General features: G+C 57.7%; 1 protein-coding gene and 2 pseudogenes. All 3 read left to right on the top strand.

Translation table 11 applies throughout. From position 1 onward, the window contains the following. Positions 1 to 348, top strand: a pseudogene (locus AAAC48_RS21205) (aminodeoxychorismate/anthranilate synthase component II); the annotation flags it as partial. Between the two features lie 154 nt (positions 349 to 502). Continuing rightward, positions 503 to 1,951: an aldehyde dehydrogenase family protein gene (locus tag AAAC48_RS21200; RefSeq protein WP_340656087.1), complete on the top strand. Its 1,449-nt coding sequence runs from the start codon at positions 503 to 505 to the stop codon at positions 1,949 to 1,951. A 105-nt stretch (positions 1,952 to 2,056) separates the two neighbouring features. Next, positions 2,057 to 2,273 (top strand): annotated as a pseudogene (locus AAAC48_RS21195) (magnesium transporter); the annotation flags it as partial.

The raw sequence follows: 2,273 nt of genomic DNA, 5'->3' as shown, positions 1-2,273 counted from the left end.
TGCATCGGAGAGGTTTTTGGCGGTGAGGTCGTTCGCGCAAGGGAGCCGATGCATGGTCGCTCCTCGGCGATCAATCACGACGGAAGCGGTGTCTTCAAGGGTCTGCCAAGTCCGTTCCGGGCAGGGCGGTACCATTCCCTGATTGTCGAAAAGATAAAAGATGGAAGCGATTTGAAAATAACCGCGCGGTCCGATATCGGCGAAGTCATGGGCCTCACTCATGTGAGCCACCCTACCTATGGCGTGCAGTTCCACCCGGAATCCGTTCTTACAGAATACGGGCACGCAATGCTTGGCAATTTCCTGCGCCTTTCCCGCCGATTCAACGGGCAGCACAGATTGCCCTAGCGACACGTCAGGCGCCGCAATTTTCGCTTCTTTGTTCGATATTCCTGTTGGCCGTACCTTCGAACATCCGCTACACAAACAGCTGAGCACTTGCCGGGCGCTGTCCGGCGTCAATCAACCGACAATCCGTAAAGCAACGAGCAGGAGACGGACCATGCTTCGCAAGACCGATTTCTATATCAACGGCAAGTGGATAGCTCCGGCAGTGGCCAAAGAGCTCGAGGTGATCAACCCAGCTGACGAGCAGGCCTTTGCGGTGATTTCCCTTGGATCGGCGACGGATGTGGACAGGGCTGTTTCTGCCGCACGCAAGGCTTTTTCCACATGGAGCGTCACGAGCCGTGAAGAGCGTCTGGCCTGGCTTGAGCGTCTGCTCGCCGTTTACGAAACGCGCATCGCGGACATGGCCACGGCCATCTCGTCCGAAATGGGTGCGCCAATCAAGATGGCGCTGGATGAACAGGCGGCATCGGGAACCGGGCATATCAAGGCGTTTATTCGCGCGCTGAAAAACTTCGAATTCGAGCGCCCGCTCGGCGCGCATACCAAAACGACGCGCATCGCCTATGAGCCGATCGGCGTCTGTGGCCTGATCACGCCATGGAATTGGCCAATGAATCAGGTGGTGTTGAAGGTGGTGCCGGCGATCGCAGCCGGTTGCACCGTCATTCTCAAGCCATCGGAACTTGCTCCAATTTCGTCGGTTATCTTTGCCCAAATGGTCGATGCGTCCGGCCTTCCTGCCGGTGTCTTTAATCTGGTCAATGGTGATGGTCCAACGGTCGGGGAGGCGATGTCACGCCACCCGGGTATCGACATGATGTCGTTCACAGGTTCGACGCGTGCAGGTGTTGCGGTCACCAAGGCTGCAGCTGAAACCGTCAAGCGCGTTTCGCTGGAACTTGGTGGCAAGTCACCAAACATCGTGTTCGCGGATGCAGATCTGGAATCTGCGATCAAGCGCGGCGTGGCGCATGTGTTCAATAACACAGGGCAATCCTGCAATGCCCCGACGCGTATGCTGGTCGAGCGCTCGGTCTATGACAAGGCGACGGAGATTGCAGCAGCAACGGCGCAAGCCACCAAAGTGGGCGACCCCTCGCAAGATGGCGATCACATGGGACCGCTCGTCTCCGAAATGCAGTTCAACAAGGTACAGGGACTGATCGAGCAGGGTATCAAGGAAGGTGCGCGCCTGATCGCCGGAGGGACAGGGCGGCCTGAGGGCTTTAACCGCGGCTACTACGTGCGTCCGACCGTTTTTGCAGACGTCAACAATGACATGACGATCGCCCGCGAAGAAATATTCGGACCGGTCGTTGCCATGATCCCGTTTGACACGGAAGAGGAAGCTGTCGAGATCGCCAACGACACACCCTATGGGCTGGCCGCTTATATCCAGTCAGGTGACCGCGAGCGAATCAAGCGTGTGTCGAAACAGCTTCGTGCAGGGATGGTGCGCATCAATGGTGCGTCTCACGCGGCCGACGCTCCATTTGGTGGCTACAAGCAGTCCGGAATCGGGCGTGAGGGCGGCCATTGGGGCCTCGAAGACTTCCTTGAAGTCAAGGCGATCAGCGGGTGGGAAGACAGTGCCGCCTGAAACCGCCAAAAAATGAAGGCGAGGGGTGTCGCTGGTTCCATTTCGACATCCTTTGCTCTAACTGACAAAGCGTAGTGTTTGTCAGGGAAAGCGGGTGCGGACAGAATGGACGAAACAGAGACGCTACCAGAACACGCATCTGACGATCAGGATGGCGCCGATATCTACGGCGAGGACGGTGCTGTTCGTACGTCTTACCTAGCCCGCGTCGGCGCTGCTATCGCGGATCGGGACGTTCTGTTTCTGCGGTCGCATGTCGGCAAGCTGCACCAATCCGAACTTGGCCACGTTCTCGAAGCGTTGCACTCTGATCAGCGAGCAG

It is taken from the genome of Phyllobacterium sp. (assembly GCF_037994405.1).
Taxonomy (GTDB): Bacteria; Pseudomonadota; Alphaproteobacteria; order Rhizobiales; family Rhizobiaceae; genus Phyllobacterium.
This window is presented reverse-complemented; position numbering and strand designations above follow the sequence as displayed.